This window comes from Streptomyces sp. NPDC058000 (assembly GCF_042886435.1).
GTDB lineage: Bacteria > Actinomycetota > Actinomycetes > Streptomycetales > Streptomycetaceae > Streptomyces.
Window position 1 is genome coordinate 20,110 of record NZ_JBHVQS010000070.1, and the last position, 19,467, is coordinate 39,576.

Here is a 19,467-nt window from a genome sequence, read left to right on the forward strand (position 1 = left end):
GAGAGGGGCGAGACGCCATGCCGGGCAAACGCGGCGTGTACTTCGTGGCCAACGACCGTGTGGTGGAGCTGGTCACCGCATTCCTCAACAGCTTCCGCCGTACCAACCCCGACATCCCACTGCGACTGATCCCCTTCGACGACGCGTACCAGCGGATCGCCGCACTGGGGGACCGCTATGGGTTCACCGTATGGGAGGACGAACAACTTCTTGCCCGGTGCGACGAGATCAGCCTTTCGTTCCACGAGCAACGAAAGGGACACTTCAGGAAACTCGCCGCCTGGGAGGGGGAGTTCGACGAATTCCTCTACATCGACAGCGACACCGCGGTACTGCGGAACATCGACTTCGTCTTCGACTATCTCGCGGGTTACGACTTCGTGACCGCCACGTCCAACCTACCTGGTCGCGCATGGAAGGAAAGCATCAAGCAGGCCGGAAAACTGTCGCAGGAACAGTACGAATACGCTGCCAACACCGGATTTGTCACCTCCCGGAAGGGAGCGCTCACACTGGCCGGAATCACCGCCGCACTGCCCGGTGCCCGAGACCTCACGCCGCACATGAAACTCGGCTACGAACAGCCGTTCCTGAACTACCTCATCGTCACGTCGGGCCTGCCCTACACCAGCCTGCACCGCTTGCGCACCACTACCGGCGACCAGACCGTCCCGGCCGAGGTCTTCGCCTGGACTCCCGGCGTCCAGGCGAAGAACGGCGAAGTCGTGCACCCGGCCTCGCCGCCGCCTCTGATGGTCCACTGGACCGAGCCGGTCAAACCGACCCAGGCGGACCCGGCGGAGATCCCGCTCTACGACCTGTGGTGCCACTACAGGGATTTGCACACCCTGACGTAGAGCGACTGCTCGTCGTCGTGTCGTGGCGGAAACCCAGGGTGCGCGGCGAGCAGGTCGGCCTCCTCGATCCTTTCGACGGCGAGGAAGCCGGCCTGGCCGAGGGCCCAAGTCAGCAGCTCGAGGTCGAAGAGGTTGCGGTGCCTGCCGCGCGCCTGGAAGAGATCGTTGATGAACTGCTGGACGGGCGCCCCGCCGAGGGAGTACTCGGGCCAGCGACGGCAGCGGTCCTCCTTCAACGCCTGCCCGTGGTCAGTGGCGTAGGCGGCACAGACCTTGGCCAGATCGGGGCAGGAGAGCCAGAGCACGGCGTCATCCGTACAGACGCGATGCAGCTCCCTGAACAACGGGATGAGCTGCCCGTGCAGTTCAAGGTGCTCCACGACGTGCTGCATCACCACGGCCGTGACCGAGTCATCGGGGAAGGGCATGTGGCCGGCCGCCAAGTCGATGTCGCATTCCGAACCGGACACATCGCAGTTGAGCCAGCCGGGAACACGTCGGTCACCACAACCCAAATGGATTTTGGGTGACCACGAGACGACCTCCGAGCCCCGAGGAGGGCGCTGTTGTCTGAGGCGCGCGAGGAGGCGAGAGAAGTCATGCTCGATGAATGAGATGGTGCGGGGATCGAAATCCAGCCTACGCAACACCCAAGGAATCATGCGCTTTACCGTGCCCGAAGAATTACGTCCGGTCAACCTTGCCTTCCTGGCTCGGCATTCGGGCACCATTCTCGCGATCGGGTTTCTTCCTTCTCGCTGGAAAACGGCGCGCATGGCAGTACCCCGTGATGATCGGTGTTACCGCATTCCCCATGGAGGCGTGCATGCGACAGGTGGTTCTCCCCGGTCCCGGCCGGTGCGAAGTCGTCGAGCAGAGCGAGCCGCCGGGCGGCCCCGGCCACGTCGTGGTCGATGTCAGCCTGAGCGTGCTCTCACCAGGCACCGAGCGCGCGATCCTGCTGGACCGTCCCACCGCTGGCTCCCGATTCCCGGAAAGCCCCGGCTACATGGCCGCCGGGACGCTGCGCAGCGGACCAGGACTGCCCACGGGCACCCGGGTGGCAGTGCGCCGGGCACGCCACGCCGACGTCGCCGTGGTGCCCGCACGCTACGTGCGCGCGGTACCAGACCGTGTCCCGCCGGCCGACGCCGCGGTCTGGCAACTCGCGCTCACCGCCCTGCACGGCCTGGAAACCGGAGGCCAACGCGCCGACGAGCCCGTGACCGTGGTCGGCCAGGGCCTGCTCGGCATCATCACCCGCCGCCTGGCCGCGGCCCGAGGCGCATCGCGGGTGCGTGCGGTCGCCGCGTCCACTGCCAAGACATGGACCACCCGCACCGAACCCTCCACCGTGTTCGAAGAAGCCGGACGGCTCGACGGCGGTACCCCGCTCGTCGTGGACGCCACCGACAGCGGCCCCGGCCTGGCCGTCGCCATCGCCGCCGCCGACCAAGGCGGCCGGGTCGTACTCCTCGGATCACCGCGCACCGACGAAGCCGAAGTCCCCCTGCAACAACTCCACGACCGCATGCTCGACCTGCGAGGCGCTCACGTCTCCCAGCTGACCGAAGCGGACGAGGAACGACTCAGCGACCACTTCTTCTCCCTGTTGGCGCAACGCCGCTTCACCATCAGGGACGTCCTGTCCGACTACCCGGCGCACAAAGCCCCGGAGGTCTACCAGCGCCTCGCCGCAGAGCGGGCCTTCGTCAGCGCCGCGCTGCACTGGAACACCCCGCGCCCCACTCCCGGCCGGCCCGCCCTCGTCGCACGCCCGATGCGCTTCGGCCTGATCGGTTGCGGCGACATCGGCATCGAGGACGCCAGGGCCCTCGCCGCCGCGGACGAAGCCGAAATGACCGCCTGCCACGACCCCGTCGCTGAGCTCGCCGACGAGACCGCAGCCCGGTTCGGCGGCCAGCCGGAAGCATCCGTCGCGTCCCTGCTGGCACGCCCCGACGTCGACGGAGTCGTCATCGCCACCCCGCACGACACCCACGAGCCGCTGCTCACGGAGGCACTGGCCGCGGGCAAACACGTCCTCCTGGAGAAGCCCGTCGCCCACGACCTGGCCTCCGCGCAACGAGTTCTCCAGCGCGCGCAGGCCAGCCAGCTGCGCACCGGCATCCTCTTCCCGACCCGCACCGACCCGAGGTTCTGCCGGGCCCGCGAGGCCATCGCGGACGGGGAGATCGGCGCGCCACTAGGCGTCGCCACCACATACTTCACGGACAAGCCCGCCGCCTACTTCCTCGGTGGCATCAGCGGTCGCATCTCCACCACCTGGCGCCTGTCGAAGGAACGCGCCGGCGGCGGATTCCTCATCATGAACCTCATCCACCAGATCGACGCGGTCCGGGCGCTCCTGGGCCAGGAACCCGACCGCGTCTACGCGGAGACCGCTCCTTCGTCGGCGGCCGCAGCCCCCGGAATCGAGGACGTGGTCAGCGTCGTGCTGCGGTTCGGCACCGTTGTCGCCACCCTGATCGGCAGCGCCAGCGTGGTGGGCGGCCGGGGCATGCAGACCCGCGTCTGGGGCGAGAAGGGCGAAGTGCAACTCACCCCCGAATACTCGCTCACCCACCGCGGAGCACCCACACCCGCGGAGAACGTCACAGCGGAGACGGCACCGACCGCGATCGACCTGCGCACCTCGGCGTTCACCCGCTTCGCGCGAGCGGTCCACGACGGCTCGCCAGTGGACGTCAGCCTGGCGGACGGACTGCGCACCCAGGCGGTCGTCGAAGCCGCTTACACCTCCGCGCGACTCGGCCGTGCTGTTTCCCCGTCTACTCTCCTCGAAGGGGGCGCACCGTGAACAACTGGCAGCACATCAGGCGTACTTCCCACGAGCCCCCGGCAGATGGAGACCTGGTGTGGTTCGCGGACGACCCGGCAGCCGACGAGACCTGGGCATACGGGTATCCGACGCCAGGCGCCCTTGAACAAGCCGCCCGCGCCTGGGCCACCACCGCCCACGCAGCAGCGGAAGCTGCCGGCCGGGCTGACGTCCGGGTAGTAGGGGGAGGGATACTCGCCCGAATGGTGCGGTTCGCCCTGCCGCCTTTGGGCACGGGCGGTGACCCCGGCCCTCAACCAAGTGCGGTTGTTGAGACAACCGGTACCACCGCCGGTGTCAGGAGCGCACTGGCAACTATCCGGCCCGGCGGACTTGTCCTCCTCGCTGCCCGCCCAGTGCACACAACGATCCCCTTATCCACCTACCACAGCATCCACTTGCCAGGCATTCGCGTCCTGCCCCTCCCTTGGAGCGACGGTGCCGACGGAGCCCCGGAGCACCTGGTGGCATGCTTCTTTCGCACCGCCCCTGTCTGAACGGCCGAGGAGCGAGCGGCTGACGCCCCGCCGCTCGACAGCGGTCGAACGGGCGGACTTCCTGATGCCTGCCGCCTCTCTTGGAGAAGAACTCGTCAGAGTGGCGGCTCGTGGCGGCACGACACCGCATGCTGAAAGGCGGCAACGGTTGACTGGATCGCCGAGTTGACCCCAGGGCTGGGACGCCAGGATTTTCGGAGGCAGATGTACTGTGGTGCCACAACTGGCATCAGGCTGAAACTCCGGAAGCTGCCGATGTTCGGACCGCGGCGTCGGTACATGCCTTGGAAGCCGGCTCGTTGCCGGGTGCGACCCCGCCGACGCTGGCTTTTTACTGACTCGCTGACCCGAAATATGCCTCTGACCTGCAACGATGCTTTGTCGTGCCTCTTCGGCTTCCATAGGCGCCGGGTTTGGCGGGGTGTTGTGGACGTGGCGAGTTGACCAGCGTCTTTGCAGCTCAGAGGCGGTGTGGCGTGGATTTTGGACGTGTGCACGTGTCGCCACCTTTCACCGCCTCTGGCCGGTTGGATGCTGACCTAACGCTGACTTTCGTGACGGTTCGTCAAGAGCAAGTGACGCGTCATCATATGTGTCGCAGATTGAAGGTTGGCGGGTCGTAGTCTCAGGTCTTCCGTTTCACGGTGACCGGAAGGGACAGAGTACTTACAAGTCGCGATACTCACCGTTGTCGCCCGCTTCGGGCGGAGCCCCGCCGTGCTGTTTGTGGATGTTGAACAGCAGTGAATAGTTCAGTAGCGCAGTAAAGAGTTCAGTGGGTAGTTCAGTGGCGCAGCGAACTGTTCAGTGGATCCGCGAGATTCGCAGCCCTTCATCCACCTCGCCCCGGCCCGACATTCCGGCATGGTGGCGCATCTCGCAGTCCTGCCGACCGTGCGGAGACGCGGAAGCCGAGCGGCGATCTTCAAGCCAGAGGGCGCCCGGTCTGTGGTCATCTGGGAGGGTGCGACGGTCCGCGAGAACATGTCGGCGGAGCGAGGTGGTAGGCGCTGTGCAGCGGCTACTCAACCTCAGTGTGATCGCCGCCTTTCGTCCGCGTGGGTGCGGGGGCGGCGGGGAGTGGCCCTGTGCGTGGCTGCGGCCCGGCCTCCCGCCCACCATGGCCTGGGACAGCGCCCTTCTGCTGTGCTGAACAAACAGGCCCCCTGATCAGCGACCGCAGCACAGTCCTGCCGTACATCCTGGAGCACGAACTCGCCTACCTGCGCCGCAACGCCCGCACCCGGCTGGCCATCACGACGATTCGCGCCGCCCTCATCGTCTTGTGCGCCGGCCTCCTGCCGCAAGCCGCGCTGGCCCTCGCCTTCCTCTCCTCCATCGGGACTGGATACCGCTGGTGCGGGTCCCGGTAGTACACGCCTGGCTGTGCTCCGCAAAGCCCCCGCTACGTCCCTCAAGCGCCGCGACGCCTTCCGACTCCCACAATGGCCGATGAGGCAGGCGAGGTTGTAGGCGCGATACCCCCTACAACCACCGTTCCTGCGGCAGTACTGTGACGTGTTCACGCGATGGGATTCGAAACCTCGGGGGCGTGCGCAGTGGCGGGGAACGAGCTGACACTCGGAAAGCTGATCGCTAAGGCCCGTAGACGCAAAGGCTGGCCGCAGCGGGACCTGGCCGATGATCGACCGCTCCGAAAGCTGGGTCTCCCAGGTCGAGCGGGACATGATCCCGGTCAACAGCCTGGGAACGGTACGCCAGTTGTCCGACGCCCTCAACGTCTCGCTGTCCGACCTCCTGGCTGCCGCACCACCTCCGCAGCACCTGTCAAGATCGCCTCGTAGGGGGCCTTCCTCCAGTAGGTGGTCGGCAATCTTGGTGTGGAGGAGGGCGACGAGGTGCGACGCCGTGAACTTCTGGCCGCTGCGGCCGCGGTCTTCACCCCCCTGGCCGGCGCCTCACCGGCGCAGGCCAACACCCTCACGCCGCTGGAAGACCTCCTGCTGTACGGCACGGCCGCCGCGCCCTCGGGCGGCGACATCTCCGCAGCTGGTGTCGCCGCTGCGGTGAAGCAGTCGCGCGCACACTTCCGCGCCGCCCGCTACGACACGCTGGCGCGCACCCTGCCCGGCCAGATCGCCCGTGCTCAGACCCTTGAGCCGGCGGAGGTGGCGGCCACGGCGGTCGCCGACCTCTACAACATCGCCGCCCGGCTGTGCATCAAGCTCGGCGAGGACGGACTCGTCGCCATCACCGCTGACCGCGCGATGAACTCCGCACGAGCCGGCGGGGACGCGCTCACGATCGCCGAGGCCCATCGGATGGTCTCCAGCGCCTGGCGGCGCCAAGGCCATCTCGCGCGGGCCACGGACATCGCGGTGCGGGCCGCACAGGATCTTCGAGCTGACCGCAGTGCGCCCGAGCCGGAGCGGCTGGCCGGGGGAAGTACGCTGTTGGCGACCGCCGCCTACACGGCGGCCAAGAGTGGCGACCGGGCCAGTGCGACCGCCCTGATCGCCGAGGCCGCCGAAACCGCCCGGGCCGGCCGGACGGTTCCGCAGGACCGCATCGATGCCGGGCTTCAGCAGGTATTGCTGCACCAGCTGTCGGTCCACTACCTGCTCGGCGACGCAGGCCAAGCGATCGACCTGGTCAAGACCATCGCCCCCACCACCTTGCCGACCGCGGAGCGCCAGGGCCGGTTCTTCATCGACGTGGCCCGCTGCTTCGAGCAGTGGGGCAAGCCTCAGCACTGCTACCGCGCACTCCTGGCTGCCGAGCGTGCTGGCCCGCAGGAGATCCGACGCGGAGCGGCCCGGCACCTGGCCGGCGGCCTCCTCCAGCACGACCGCAGCCTGCCGGGCATCCGCAACTTCGCCGGACGCGCGGGTGTTGCCCTGACCTGAGCGGCCGATGTCCCGCCAGCGGGAGCGGCGCGATCTTTGACCGTCGCCAGCCGGCGCCATTCTTGATCTTCATCATGCGCAGAGGACAAGCCCGGGCGCCCGCAGTGCGAACTGCTGTGGACCCGGAGCCGGTTCGGACGGCATCGGTCGGCATGATGGCCTGTCATGGGTCGAGACACTGTTCGGGAGCAGGCGGCGACGCCGCTGTCGGCCACCATCGGACGCATGGTCGATGTTCTCGTACCGCAGGTACGCGCGCTGTCGCCGAAAGCGGTTGAGTTCGTGGTCGGCACGCAGATCAACGCTGCGCCTCATCTGGGCACGCATCTGGCGCAGACCTGCGCGTTCCTCCTGGCGGAGCAGGCTCGCGCTGTGTTCGGCCTGCCGACTGAGGTGCGTTTCCACCTCCTGGACAATGCCGTCCACGAGAGCTTGAGGGACGATCTGTCCGGTTCCGCGTATCAGCGCAGCTGCTTCCACGCTCTCGGCCCGGCGGGAGTCGCCGCTAGGTTCGACTCCTACTACCGGCCCCTGTTCGATGTCCTCGCTGACAAGACCGGAGTGGGGTACGCCGTGGACACCTACAGCGAGCTCCAGGCCCACCGCGACTTCCGCTGCCAGTTCCTGCACACTCTCGCCCGGATACGCGATCTGGCATGGTGGCTGGCACCTTCCACAGGAGTGGCTCCGGTGCGGGTGCCCTGCCCCGCCTGCGGATGGGCCCAGACCGATCACGGAGATGTCCGCTTGGTCGACCGGGCAGACGACTTCGCGTTGTTCCGAGGTGCTTGCCATGCGCACGGGCCATTCGATGCCCGAGTCGAAGCCGGGGCCGGGCCCTATATCGGTCTGGACAATCTGCACCGCAACCTGGTCAAGGAGCGTGTGCTCGCCCACGAGCGCGGGATGCTCCGCGTCATGGTCAAGGGCAGTGACTGGGCGACGGCCTGCCCCCTGCTCGACCGGGCCCACGCCGTGCTCGCCACCGCGCCCATCCGGATGCCGACACGGATCTTCACCCCGCTGGCGTTGTTCGATACCGGAGCCCAGTTCTCCAAGTCTTTGATCCGCGAGGCGGGCGGCACCGACCGGTTCCCGGGCATCGCACCGTGGATGCTGTCCGTTGAGCACTGGCACGGAACGCGGGAAGAGCACGCCCTCGTCCTCCACGACCTCGCCCTTGCGCTCCTGGCCGACGTGGACCGCTTCGACCGGGCCTATACGGCTACCGAACTCGCCCGCCTCATTGGCAGCATGCCGACGTCCCACACCGGCGCCTGGTGACATGGCAGGTTCGAGCGGCTAAATGGTTCGTGGTGGCCCTGGGTGCCCCATCAGGGCGGCCTGTTGGGGTTGCCCCGGGCCCGCTTCAGGCTGCCGGCCCCACGAGTTTCGTCGCGTAGTCCATCGTGCGTTTCCACTCGTTGAGTGCCCCGGCGTGGCCGGACGGCATTCCTGCCAGGTGCAGGGCTTCCTTCGCGGCGGCGCCCATGCCGTACATTGCGGTGTACAACGGGGTCAGCGCGGTGGAGACGGCCTCGGCCGCCGTGACGCACGCCTGCCAGTCGCCCTTGAACTTGTCGAGCGGGGTTTCGCTGCTCAGGGCTGACTTCTCGTCGCCGAATTGCCCGAGATAGCTGTGCAGCAGTCTGATCTTCGCGTTGGGCTGGGTGTCGTCGAAATCGCGCAGCACCGGTTGGATATGCTGTTTGAGTCCATCGATGTCCTTCCGGTCGAGAAGGTCGGCGAAGGGCGTCGCCCGCAGATTCCCGCAGGCGTCCTTGATCCACTGCGTCAGATTGCACAGGTAGCTGCTCACGCACCGGACGTCTTTGTTCATGGTATCCGCCGCCGGACTGCCGACGACCGTGCTACTGACGTCCCATAGGTACGTGCGCAGGACCTTCTGCGTGGTGGCGACCGCGGCGTCGAGCGTGGTCAGCAGGGGTGTCTGGCTCATGCGGCTCCTTGCCGGTCGACGCGGGTGATGTCGACGTTGTCCTGGATGCCTCCCAGGCCGTCCAGGATGAACTTCGCGGTTTTCTGCCCCGCCTGCCAGTCGGCCAACGCGGTGTCGAAGAACGTGCTCACGTCCTTGACGAGCTGGGCCGGATCGGCGTGCGGGTCGTCGATCGCCTTCATCTGCGCGTCCAGGGCCTCGGCGTGGGCGTCCCACATGCCGATAAGGCCGTCGGCTCCCGTGACACTGCTGTGGTTGCTGTCGGCGAAGGTGGCCACTGCCTGCTGGGCCGTGCTGAACGAGGCGATGGAGGCTTGGAGCACGGACAGTCCCTGCTGGAGATTGAGCAATTCGCTCTTCTCCTTGTTGAGGTCGACATCGCTGACCGTGTGTCCCCTGTGGTCCTTCAGCCGGCCGATACCCGCGTTGATGAACCCGATCCCTGCGTCCGGTTCGTCGGCGACGGTGAAGATGCCGCCGATCACGATGAGGACGATGCCCTCCCCTACCTCGATCGCGCCTTGGGCGATCTTCGCGAGGTCGTCCGTCAGCTGCCTGCCGAGCGCGTCGAGGCACCCTTTGAGCTTCTCGATGATGCCGCCCTGGCCGGTGATGGCCTTCTCCACGGTCTGCCGGTCGGTGCCGAAGGCGGCGCTGTCCCCGTTGACCAGTACGGCGAAGTTCGTGAGGTCCGTGCGCAGATTGCGGGCAGGTTCCTCTCGGCTGTCACTGACATCGTCCCGCAATATGGACAGCTGGTCACGGGCATCGCTCAGTGCCTTGCGCTGCCTACCGGGATCGGAACCAGCGGCTTTGAGCTGCCGGTTGACCTCGTCGGCCGCCACGCCGAACAGCTCGGCATATCCGCGGACGTCGGAGGCCGTGCTCTGGAACAGCTGCAGGAGACGGTTCCGCCAGAATTGCCCATGCTGCTGCGCAGTGCGGGTATGCGAGGCGATACCGCTCAGCGCCGTCACCGCTTCGTCGGCCACTGATGGGTCAAGCTTTTCCAGCTCCGTCCGGACCTGGGGGAGGTCTTTGAGGTCCGCGAACTGCAGGGGATAGACCAGCTCAATGCACTCGATCAGGCTCTGCACCGCGAGCGCGGGAGCGTGGGAGCCCAGGAGGGCGGACTGCACGGGTGGCGAGCTCTTGGAGGTCCGGGGCATGCGTGTACTTCCTGGGAAGAGGAGAAAGAGCCGTACAACCTGGGGAGCGGTCAGATTGCGACGCACTCCCCAGGGAGCGGTCAGGCCGCCTGGAGCTCCACGGCCGGGACGTGCGTCTTCGGCTCGTCCGCGAGACCGGTCAGGGCGGTCCTGATGTTGCCCGCGTTCTTCTGCACCACCGCCCACTCCTTCAGGGCAGCCTTGGTGAAGTCGATGGCCTTGGTCAGCGCGAGGTCGATCTGAGGACCACCCGCCTTGAGGGCCGCCTCGATGTCGTGCTGCTCCTGCTGCAGGGCCGCCTGCTGCCCGCCCCACGCGGCACGCAGCTGGCTGGCGCCGTCCGCCGCGTTCTTTGCCGCGTCCCTGAGCTGACCGAGCACCGACTTGGCGGAGTTGAAGGACGTCACGCACGCGTGCAGGACATGCAGCTCTGTCTCCGCCGAGGCCAGCTCGCCCTGCTTCTTCTTGAGGTCGATGCCCGCGACGGTGGTTATCGCCACGCCGCCGCCCGCGGTGAGGACTCCGCCGGCGATTACAGTAAGTCCGACACCCGTTCCCACCCCGGTCGCGATGAGGATGCCGCCGACGACGCCGGCAATGACACCAGCAGCGATCATGACCGCGCCACCGGCGATCATCGCGTTGTCTTTCGCGATGGCCGAGTGCAGGGCGTCGATCTCGCTGGAGATCGTGTTCAGGAGTCCGGTGTCGCCGTTGAGGAGTGCGACGACCTTGGTGTTGTCCCCGTCGAAGGCCCGGTAGTCCGCCTCGATGTCCGCCTGGAAAGTCCCCAGCCGCTTGACGAGCTTCTCCACGGACTCCAGGTAGGACTCGACGTCCTGCTCGATGGTCTTCAGCTGATCTTGAGCTTCGCTCAGGGCACTGCGCTTCTGCTGATCGTCGCCGCTCTCCTTGGCCTTCTGCAACGCGGCAGGCAGCTCGCTCAGGGCCGCGCTGATGAGGTCACCGTGGCCGTAGATGTTCTCGTTGGTCCCGATCATGCCCTGGAGCAGGTTCGGGTCGGTGTTCCAGTCAGTGGCGTGGCTCCGGGCCTTGCCGAGGTGCGTGTTGATCTGATCGAGCGCCGCCAGGCCGTCGTCGACAACGTGCTTCTGATCGGTCGGCAGCTCGTCCTTGAACTTGTCGTTTTCCTTGAGCGTCTTGGTGTCCATGTTGCTCTGCTTGGCCACCATCTGCGTGAACGTCTGCACCGCCAGACCCGGACCGTGCGAAGCCTTCAGGGCATCGGCGAATGCGACTGCCATCGTGGTCTCTCCGTTCCCCGGCGGCTATCTGCCGACCGAATGGAGCAAGCCTCACAGCAGGTGACGAATGCTCGGCAGAGCGCTTTCGGCCCCCGTCGAGGCGAGGACTTCCGGTCAACAGGATTCGGCGCAAACCCACGACGGGCCGCTCGGCGGGGTCCGCTTGCCGGGCCGGAAACACCATCACGAGAGCGTATTTCTTGGCGCAATTACTAACCTGCCGTGGCCAGGCGGGCATCCTTGCCGCGAGAGCCGAGGGCCGTGCTCGGGGCAACCAGCAGGCCAGAACGCACTGCGACCGCAACTCACGTTCCCAGCTGCACCCCCGTACCACGTGTTCCACGGTGCCGACTTGGCGGGGAAGCAGTCTTGCTCCCCCGTCAGGGAACGTGTACTTGCGTGGCGGGTCTGACTGGGGGTTCTGCGAGGTTCAGCGGACCGCATCGGGCCTGAAGGCCGGTCGTCCGGTTCGAGGGAGCGCCAGTGAAGCATCTCCTGGACAAGTCCGAGGCCCGGCAGCGGTTGGTGCGGGAGACGGCCGGGCAGCTGCGTGGACAGATCGCGCTCCTCACCGAGCAGCTCGGCGCTGCCGAACACGCCCTGGAACGCCTGGACATCACCCGCGCGACGGTGCTCGAACTGGCCGCCGAGGTCGGCATCGAGCCGCCTGAGCCGCTGCCGCCTGGCTACGGCGAGGTCCTGGCAGCCTTCGAGCAAGCCGGGCACGGGCTCCGCGCGAAGCAAGTCTGGGAGATGCTGGGCATCGGCACCGAGCCGCGGCACACCGAGACCGTTGCGCGGACCTGCTCGTTGCTGCGGCGGTTGACTCGTCTGTGCCGCCAGGGTCACGCAGAGACCGGCCTCTTCTTGACCCCGGTTTGCCCCCGGGCGGCGGGTGAGCACCTTCGTCTTCGAGGAGTCGCACCATGGCAACCACCCCCATCCCCACTGCCTCGTCCCTGCCCACCGCGGGCGCCGGCCCGGGCACCCAACTCCAGGCCGACATCGCCGCCGCGTTGCGCACCAGAACCACGCTGCCGCCCTATGACGAAGTCCTCCGGCTGATCGACACCCTCAAAGGGCACCTCGCCCCGCTCGTCGAGAAGGCCAAAGAGCACGTCAGTGCGCAGCACCAGGCAGGCGGCGCTTGGAGTCAGGCCATCGCGGGCGCCGAGTTTCAACTGCGAGCCGACCCCGGCAATGGGCTGGTCTCGGCCACCCACCGCCTGCAGGGCCTGGCCCGGTGTGCGCTGCACATCGACCGGCACCTGAACCGCGACGCGGCGGGCGGCAGCCAGTGAAGGGCCGTCACCGCATCGGCGGGCCGCGGCTGGAGGTGTGGCTGGAACGGCTGTGGCTGGCCGGCACCGCCACCGGCCTGACCCTGCTGGCAGTGCTGACCCTCCAGTCCGACGGCGCCCACGCCGTGGCCGCCCCGGTCTCCGCCCCTTACATCGAGCCGGCGCCGTAGGCCCCTTGAGCTTCCCGCTGAACCGCGGCGGGAGAACCAAAGAGAGAAGGAGTTCAGAGATGGACAACCTGATCGTGGCGAAGCGCGCGGTGAAGGCCGCCCGCACCCAGGACCGCCTCAGCGACGGTGGCGGCACCGGCAAGGGCGACGGCAACGACTGCTGACCTATTCGGGGTGGTGTCGGGTAGTGACGGTTCTTGGTCCCTGCGCTATGCCGATGGTGTGCGGTATGCGCAGGGAGGGGGCCTGACCGCGGAGCGGCAGGTGCAGCGTGAGCAGGTTCGGTTGGGGGCTGGCGTGCGGTTCGCCCGGGGTGAGCGGAGGTCGGTGATCGCGAGGGATCTGCGGGTGAGCGAGCGCTCGGTGGAGCGCTGGCGTCGGGCCTGGCGGGAAGGCGGCGTCGAGGCATTGCGCTCGGTCGGTCCGCCGAAGGCGTCGAAGGTGTCGGACGAGCAGTTCGCGCTGTTGGAGGTGGAGCTCGGCCGGGAGCCGACGGCTCATGGTTGGCAGGACCAGCGTTGGACGCTGGAGCGGGTGCGCGCGGTGATTGAGCGCCGTTTCCGCCTCGTCTGCTCGGTTGCCGGGGTGTGGCGCGTGCTGCATCGGCACGGCTGGTCTTGGCAGAGCCCGGCCCGGCGGGCTGTGGAACGGGACGAGGACGCCGTCGGGTTGTGGAAGAAGGACGTGTGGCCGCAGGTGGAAGCACCGCGGCGGCGCTCGGGGCCTGGATCGTCTTTGAGGACGAGGCCGGGTTCGCGATGACGCCGCCTACCGCCCATACCTGGAGCCGCCGTGGACATACTCCCGTCGTGCGGGTCCGCGGCCGCTCCAGGCGTCGTATCTCCCTCGCCGCCGCGGCCTGTTACAAGCCCGGCGAGCCATCCCGGCTCATCTACCGGCCCCGGTTCCACATGCCGCTCAAAGGCGCCCGCAAGAGCTTCGCCTGGACCGACTACCGAGACCCGCTCGTGCGTTCCCATATCCAGCTCGATGGCCCGATCGTGGTGGTCTGGGACAATCTGAACACCCACCGGGCCGCCGACCTGCGCAAGTATGCCGAGGGCCACGACTGGCTCACCATCGTCCAACTCCCCAGCTATGCACCGGACCTCAACCCGATCGAGGGCATCTGGTCGCTCCTGCGCAGGCGCTACATGGCCAACGTCGCATTCGAGAACCCCGACCACCTCACGCGGACCCTCCGACACGGCCTCGCCTGCATCCAACGCAGACCCCACCTGCTCGACGACTGTCTCGCCGAAACCGGACTCACGATCACAACACCATCCCCGACACCACCCCGAAAAGGTCAGTAGACGAGGGCGGGCGCCTTCCCGGTGGCCGCGTCGAGGGCCACCACACCGGCCGCGGTGCCGACGTACACGAAGCCGTACGCCGTGACCAGGTCGTCGCCCATCCAGTCCTTGGATTGGCCGATCGAGGTCGGGGTGGACCAGCGCTCGGAGCCGTCATCGGTGTCGAAGGCGTGAATGGTGCCTTTGGGGTCCTCTGTGTTGCCGACGAAGACCAGACCTCCTGCCACCGCGAGCTGCGTAGCTTTTTGCGACGAGTGGTCATTCTCGAGGGTCCACTTCTTGTTTCCCGTCGACGGGTCGAGCGCGTGGACGAGACCGAGCTCGTTGCCGCTGCCGACATAGAGCGTGTCGCCCGCGAGGTGGAGGCTTTCCCCTTCGTTCGGCATCGACCACTTCTTGGTGCCCCTGTCGGCGTGGATCGCGTAGAGGGTCTGGTCGGCGGCGATGGCGTACACGAGACCGCCGGACACGACGGGTGTCGGGTTGACGTTGTACTCGGCGGCGAAACCGTAACCGTCGCCGACGGGGAAGGCCCACTTCTTGGCGCCGCTGGCCGCGTCCAGTGCGTAGAGGGCCTTGTCCTGCCCGTCACAGCCGATGTATACGGTGCCGTCGGCCACCGTCGGAGGGAAGCTGATCTTGTCCCCCAACGGATGGCTCCACACCTTCCGCCCGCTGTCCGTGTGCACGGCGTACACGTGCTTGTCCCGGCTGCTGAAGTAGACGATTCCGCCGCTCACGGCGGGCCTGCTGTCCACCAGGTCCGTGCTGGGGAACGTCCACTTCTTCCTGCCGTGCGCGTCCAGCGCCCACAAGCCCGAGTCGCCGCCCAAGCCGCCTACGTACACCGTCCCGTCGGCGACCGCGGGCAGCTGCGGGGAGAAGTCGGAGGGACCGACCCAACGCTTGTCTCCGGTGCGCGCGTCCAGGGCGATGACCGTGGAGCTGGTGACGACATACAGGACACCGTCGGTCACCGTGAGCTTGGTCGGGATCCCGTCGTTGTGCTCTTTGGCGTCGTATTGCCACGGGTGCACCTTGGGCTTCGGCGGGGCCTTGTCGCCGCCGGGGCGCAGGGTGGCGAGTGCGGTGCCGCCGACCGCCAGCGCCGCCGCTCCGCCCAGGCCGAGCAGCAGGGCGCGGCGACGGCTGAGGGCCGGGGCCGGGGGCCCGCCCGCTGCAACCGGTGTGGCCCCGGGGACGAACGGAGCGGCCGTCTGTGTCGGCAACTGGTGCGCCGCGGGTGGCTGTCCGGGGGTGCTCTGCCCATACGGCGGCGCGCCGGCCGGGGCCGGGGGAGTACCGGGGGCGGCAGGAGCCGTGGCGGGCGCCGTCGAGGGCCGGGAGGGAGCGGCGGGAGCCCTCTCGGTGAGCGTCCTCACTTGTACGGAAGCCAGGTCCAGGGAGCGCAGTTCGTCGTGGACGGCGGCTGCGGACTGCGGGCGGTCGGCCGGTTCTTTCGCGAGCAGCCGCAGCACCAGGGCGTCGAGGCCGACGGGAAGCCCGGCGCGCAGCGAACTCGGCGCGTCAGGCGCCCTGTTCAGATGGGCCATCATCACGGACGCCGGGTCGCCCGACCTGAAGGGCGTTTCTCCGGTGAGAAGTTCGTGCAGGACGCAGCCGAACGCGTACAGGTCGCTGCGGGCGTCGCCGGAGTGCTCCGCGAACCGCTCCGGGGCCATGTAGGCGAGGGTGCCCATGACCTGGCTGGCCTTGTCGGTGGCGGCCATGAAGCGGGCGATACCGAAGTCCAGGACCTTCACCTCACCGCCGCCTGTGAGCATGAGGTTGGCGGGCTTCAGGTCCCGGTGCACGACGCCCGCGTCGTGCGCCGCGGCCAGTGCGGCGGCGGTCTGGGCGGCCCATTCGACACTCGTCGCGGGCTGCGGCGGGCCGTCCTCGTGCAGCACGTCGGCGAGGTTGCGCCCTGCCACGTACTCCATGACGAGGTAGAGCGTGTCGTCGCGCGGGTCGCGGCCCAGGTCGTGGACGGTGACCACGCCGCGGTGGTTCAGGCCGCCCGCGGTGCGCGCCTCGCGGAAGAACAGATCGGCCGCGGTGCCGTGATTCTGGTCCGGCAGCAGCTTGACCGCGACGCGGCGCCCGATGACCTGGTCCCGGCCCTCCCAGACCTCTCCCATGCCGCCCCGGCCGACGAACGCCACCAGTTCGTACCTGTCCGCGATAACGCGCACAACCTGTCTCCCTCCGTACCCCACCCGGCACCACGCCCCCAAGCACGCACCGCCGACCCCCGTCGGACCCGCGGCCGACAGCCGCCCCCGCAGTTTCCGCAGCAGAACCACCGGCGGACAGCCGGGGACACGCACCGTGACGGAACCCGTGATGCCGCCGCGTTCCTCTGCGAACAATGTTGTACCCGAAGCGCCCGGGACCCTCGCCGACCGGGTCGCCGATGGCGTACCACGAGATGGTACAGACGCTTCCGGGGAGCCAAACAGCCAGAGCACTCCGCTGAACTGGTCGCGCACCCGTCGGGGTAAAGGCCCGGTGGCTGTCACCGGCAGGTGCGGCTCGATCAAAGCCCATTCGGTATCCGTCACGTCAAAACGCGCCGCATCCGAGTGCTACCAGCCCCACGCGGCACGACACCGGACCTTCACCTACTGAGGTTTTCGGCGTGAAGTCGTTGGTGACGACTGGTGATCCCTGCGGTACGCCATGTCCATGCGATACGCACAAGGGGGTGGCCTGAACGCCGAACGGCGGCAGGCCCGCGAACAGATCCGGCTGGAGGCTGCGGGCCGCTTCGCCCGCGGTGAGAAGAACTCGCACATCGCGAAAGAACTGCGGGTCACCGAGCGGTCCGTGGAACGCTGGCGACGAATATGGCACGAAGCCGGCGAGCAAGGACTGGCTTCACGAGGATCACCAGGACGCCCAAAGCTGACGGACAGCCAGTTCGCCCGCTTGGAGGAAGAACTGGCCAAGGGTCCCGCAGTCCATGGCTGGGCTGACCAGCGGTGGACCCTTTCCAGAGTCCAGACCGTGATCGGCCGGCACTTCCACCTCACCTGCTCGGTGGCCGCCGTGTGGCGGCTTCTGCACCGCCACGGTTGGTCCTGGCAGGCCCCCTCCCGACGCGCCTTGGAACGCAACGAGGATGCAGTCCAACTGTGGAAGAAGGAGGTATGGCCACTCGTGGAAACATCGCGGCGGCGCTCGACGCCTGGATCGTCTTCGAAGACGAAGCGGGATTCTCGATGACGCCGCCACGTGCCAACACCTGGGGTCCACGTGGTCGGACGCCCGTCGTGCGGGTCCGCGGCCGGTCCTGGCGACGCTGGTCCATCGCCGCCCGGTGCTGCTACAAGTCAGGCAAGCGTCCCGGCTGATCTACCAACCCCGCCACTACCGAAGGCGGAAGAACGAGCGCAAGAGCTTCGACTGGACCGACTACCGAGACCTCGTCCGGCGAGCCCACATCCAGCTCGGCGGGCCCGTGATACTGATCTGGGACAACTTAAACACCCACCTGACGGCAGACATGCGCGAATACGTTGCCGAGCATGACCGGCTCACCGTATTCCAACTCCCCTCATACGCGCCCGACTTGAACCCCGTGGAAGGGATCTGGTCACTCCTGCGACGCGGTCCACTGGCCAACGTCGCATTCGCCGACAACGAGCACCTCACCCGCACCCTCCGCCGCGGCCTACGACAAATCCAATACCGGACCCGCCTGATCGACGGCTGCCTCACCGAGACAGGCCTCACCACCAGCAACAGACACCCGACAACACACCGAAAACCTCAGTAGGTGACGCCCCATCATCTAAATCTGATTATGTGTCACTTTTAGTCGCTGCGTGTGGAATGAATCGGGGGCTGATGGGATCGAGTACTGAGCGGGCACTCGATCGCGGACGTGTCGCGCCGGTTGCGGATCGCCCCGGACATGGTCCACACCTGGCGGCACGTTTCCTGGAGTGTGGTCTGGACGGCTTGTGCGACGAGCCGCGGCCTGGTGTTCCACGGAAGGCATCGACGCCGATATCGAGAGTGTGATCGTCAAGCGCTCGAGGGGCCGCCGGATAACGCCACCCGTAGTCGAACTGGCCGATGGTCGCGCCCACGGGGGGTTTTGCAGTCGGCCATCTCGCGGATCTGGCGGGCGTTCGTCCTGGCGCCGCACGCAGTCGTTGAAGTTGTCCACTGACTGGCCGTTTCATCGATAAGGTCCGCGATGTGGTCGGCCTCTGTCTCGGCCCGCCGGAGAAGGCCCTGGTCCTGCGTGCGGACGAGATGTCGCAGATCCGGGTGCTGGACAGGTCCCAGTTGGTCCTGTCGATGTGGACCGGCATTCCCGAACGTCGCAGCCGAGATTGTGTCCTGGCCAGTGCCACCAGCTTGTTCGCCGCATTGGAAGTGGCGACAGGGAAGGTCATCGGATTCCTAACGCCGCCGACACCGGAGCGTGGATTTCAAGGAGTCCCTGGCAAGGCTCGATATTGAGCTTCGGGCCCTCGAAGTGCACCTGATCCTCGACAACTACGCCACCCATAAAACGCCCGAGGTCAGGAAGCAGCTGCTGGCGCTTCCGCGCTTTCACCTGCACTTCGCACCCACGAGTTCGTCGTGGCTGAACCTGGTCGAGCGATGGTTCACCGAACTCACACAGGAGAGGTGCAAGCGCGGCATCCACCGCTCGATCCAGGTTCTTGAACGCGACGTCCGGTGTATGGCTGGTCGACTGGAATAGGTACCCGCGACCGTTCATCTGGGCGAAGACAGTCGACGAGACTCTCGACAAGGGGTCGTTTCCTTCAGCGCTCCAGTTGGCTCGTGAGTGCGGCAGTTGGCCTGAGCTTGGAATTAAAGGTTTCCCCTCGTCCCTCAGGGTCGAGGGGTGTCCCTTTTCTGGGGATGTTTGCCGACGGGGTGGCGGGGTGCGGGGGTGGTGGTGCGGCCTGGTGGGCGGCCGGGGCCGGGGCGGGTGGCTTTCGGGTCTCTGGTGGGGGTCCCCAGGATCCGTCGGATGCGGGGATAGCCGCGGCGGACCCGGCCGGGGGCGAGCTGTTCTTGTGTCAGAGGCTTTTCCCAGGGGCGGCGGAGGTCGTCGGCCAGGGGGCGGGCGAGGCGGAGTTGGGTGTGGGCGGCGATGATCCAATGCCACGAAGTTAAGCGGCCGTTGGCGGTGTCAAATTGTCGGGCAGCGTGATCTTGTACGTATTCGGCGCGGTGCGGGTTAGCAGGCTGTTG

The 19,467-nt window shown here is 67.4% G+C and carries 16 protein-coding genes and 1 pseudogene; 12 read left to right on the forward strand and 5 right to left on the reverse strand.

Going from position 1 to position 19,467, the window contains the following annotated elements:
• Positions 1–17 precede the first annotated feature (17 nt).
• On the forward strand, positions 18–857 hold the full coding sequence (locus tag ACFVT2_RS37985) for a hypothetical protein (protein WP_390025703.1): 840 nt from the start codon (positions 18–20) through the stop codon (positions 855–857).
• Here the strand turns inward: ACFVT2_RS37985 and ACFVT2_RS37990 are convergent.
• The gene (locus ACFVT2_RS37990) at positions 830–1,519 is read right to left on the reverse strand and encodes a class I SAM-dependent methyltransferase (protein ID WP_390025705.1); all 690 of its coding nucleotides are present in this window, start codon (positions 1,517–1,519) and stop codon (positions 830–832) included. The two genes, ACFVT2_RS37985 and ACFVT2_RS37990, sit on opposite strands and share 28 nt — an antisense overlap.
• 164 nt (positions 1,520–1,683) lie before the next feature.
• On the opposite strand from ACFVT2_RS37990, the gene ACFVT2_RS37995 reads away from it, so the two are divergent.
• The 4 genes from ACFVT2_RS37995 to ACFVT2_RS38010 all read left to right on the forward strand — a co-directional run bounded on the left by ACFVT2_RS37995 (position 1,684) and on the right by ACFVT2_RS38010 (position 8,347).
• Positions 1,684–3,678, forward strand: a complete 1,995-nt coding sequence (locus ACFVT2_RS37995; protein WP_390025707.1) for a Gfo/Idh/MocA family oxidoreductase — start codon at positions 1,684–1,686, stop codon at positions 3,676–3,678.
• A 1,606-nt stretch (positions 3,679–5,284) separates the two neighbouring features.
• A complete protein-coding gene (locus ACFVT2_RS38000; RefSeq protein WP_390025709.1) occupies positions 5,285–5,569 on the forward strand; it encodes a hypothetical protein in 285 nt (94 codons plus the stop codon).
• A 450-nt stretch (positions 5,570–6,019) separates the two neighbouring features.
• Complete coding sequence (locus ACFVT2_RS38005; RefSeq protein WP_390025711.1) at positions 6,020–7,063, forward strand: XRE family transcriptional regulator; 1,044 nt, start codon at positions 6,020–6,022, stop codon at positions 7,061–7,063.
• Between the two features lie 165 nt (positions 7,064–7,228).
• Positions 7,229–8,347, forward strand: coding sequence for a hypothetical protein (locus ACFVT2_RS38010; RefSeq protein WP_390025712.1), 1,119 nt, complete (start codon positions 7,229–7,231; stop codon positions 8,345–8,347).
• An 85-nt stretch (positions 8,348–8,432) separates the two neighbouring features.
• Here ACFVT2_RS38010 and ACFVT2_RS38015 read toward each other — a convergent pair whose 3' ends face one another.
• The 3 genes from ACFVT2_RS38015 to ACFVT2_RS38025 form a co-directional block, all read right to left on the reverse strand.
• Entirely contained in the window at positions 8,433–9,023 is a 591-nt protein-coding gene (locus ACFVT2_RS38015; protein ID WP_390025714.1) for a hypothetical protein, read from the reverse strand.
• On the reverse strand, positions 9,020–10,162 hold the full coding sequence (locus ACFVT2_RS38020) for an HBL/NHE enterotoxin family protein (protein WP_390025716.1): 1,143 nt from the start codon (positions 10,160–10,162) through the stop codon (positions 9,020–9,022). Before ACFVT2_RS38020 ends, ACFVT2_RS38015 begins: the two co-directional genes overlap by 4 nt.
• Positions 10,163–10,272: 110 nt before the next feature.
• A complete protein-coding gene (locus ACFVT2_RS38025; RefSeq protein WP_390025718.1) occupies positions 10,273–11,457 on the reverse strand; it encodes an HBL/NHE enterotoxin family protein in 1,185 nt (394 codons plus the stop codon).
• 926 nt (positions 11,458–12,383) lie between these two features.
• Between ACFVT2_RS38025 and ACFVT2_RS38030 the strand changes: the two genes are divergently transcribed.
• From ACFVT2_RS38030 to ACFVT2_RS38045, 4 genes are all read left to right on the forward strand, one after another.
• Positions 12,384–12,758 (forward strand): DUF6415 family natural product biosynthesis protein, encoded by a 375-nt coding sequence (locus ACFVT2_RS38030; RefSeq protein WP_390025719.1) that lies wholly within the window; start codon positions 12,384–12,386, stop codon positions 12,756–12,758.
• Positions 12,755–12,928 carry a hypothetical protein gene (locus ACFVT2_RS38035; RefSeq protein WP_390025721.1) on the forward strand — a complete coding sequence of 58 codons (174 nt, stop codon included), beginning with the start codon at positions 12,755–12,757 and terminating at the stop codon, positions 12,926–12,928. Before ACFVT2_RS38030 ends, ACFVT2_RS38035 begins: the two co-directional genes overlap by 4 nt.
• A 264-nt stretch (positions 12,929–13,192) precedes the next feature.
• A complete protein-coding gene (locus ACFVT2_RS38040; protein WP_390025723.1) occupies positions 13,193–13,690 on the forward strand; it encodes a winged helix-turn-helix domain-containing protein in 498 nt (165 codons plus the stop codon).
• Complete coding sequence (locus ACFVT2_RS38045) at positions 13,687–14,244, forward strand: transposase (RefSeq protein WP_390025731.1); 558 nt, start codon at positions 13,687–13,689, stop codon at positions 14,242–14,244. Before ACFVT2_RS38040 ends, ACFVT2_RS38045 begins: the two co-directional genes overlap by 4 nt.
• On the opposite strand, the gene ACFVT2_RS38050 is transcribed toward ACFVT2_RS38045, so the two are convergent.
• The gene (locus ACFVT2_RS38050) at positions 14,238–16,439 is read right to left on the reverse strand and encodes a PQQ-binding-like beta-propeller repeat protein (protein ID WP_390025725.1); all 2,202 of its coding nucleotides are present in this window, start codon (positions 16,437–16,439) and stop codon (positions 14,238–14,240) included. The two genes, ACFVT2_RS38045 and ACFVT2_RS38050, sit on opposite strands and share 7 nt — an antisense overlap.
• A gap of 493 nt (positions 16,440–16,932) precedes the next feature.
• On the opposite strand from ACFVT2_RS38050, the gene ACFVT2_RS38055 reads away from it, so the two are divergent.
• The 3 genes and pseudogenes from ACFVT2_RS38055 to ACFVT2_RS38065 all read left to right on the forward strand — a co-directional run bounded on the left by ACFVT2_RS38055 (position 16,933) and on the right by ACFVT2_RS38065 (position 18,967).
• The gene (locus tag ACFVT2_RS38055; RefSeq protein ID WP_390025727.1) at positions 16,933–17,472 is read left to right on the forward strand and encodes a winged helix-turn-helix domain-containing protein; all 540 of its coding nucleotides are present in this window, start codon (positions 16,933–16,935) and stop codon (positions 17,470–17,472) included.
• Positions 17,469–18,025 (forward strand): annotated as a pseudogene (locus ACFVT2_RS38060) (transposase). The gene ACFVT2_RS38055 and the pseudogene ACFVT2_RS38060 overlap by 4 nt, the downstream one beginning before the upstream one ends.
• Positions 18,026–18,682: 657 nt before the next feature.
• A complete protein-coding gene (locus ACFVT2_RS38065) occupies positions 18,683–18,967 on the forward strand; it encodes a transposase (RefSeq protein WP_390025729.1) in 285 nt (94 codons plus the stop codon).
• The last annotated feature ends 500 nt before the right edge of the window (positions 18,968–19,467 follow it).